Annotated in this window: 1 protein-coding gene; it reads left to right on the forward strand. The window is 44.1% G+C overall.

Annotated features, from left to right (window positions below; translation table 11 throughout):
* The coding region (gene holA, locus HC175_RS22220; RefSeq protein WP_369074370.1) for a DNA polymerase III subunit delta at nucleotides 1-320 on the forward strand (320 nt) is incomplete at both ends.

The following is a 320-nucleotide window of genomic DNA, read 5'->3' on the forward strand; positions in this document are numbered from 1 at the left end:
TTTATTGAAGACAACGTGCTGCGGGAGGATGAAAAAGGCTTTAACCAAATGGTGTTGTATGGCCGCGATGTCACTGTAGAAGATATTATTGGGAACGCCAAACGTTACCCAATGATGGCCGAGAAACAGGTGATCATCGTGAAGGAAGCTCAGGACCTTTCCCGCACCATTGAACAACTTACCGGGTATGCCGAAAATCCGCAGCCATCAACCGTACTTGTGTTCAATTATAAGTACAAGAAGCTGGACAAGAGGAAGAAACTTCATAAGGCAATCTCGAAAAACGGGGTGATCTATGAAAACAAACGCCTTTATGATAA

The organism is Salinimicrobium oceani, assembly GCF_012037645.1.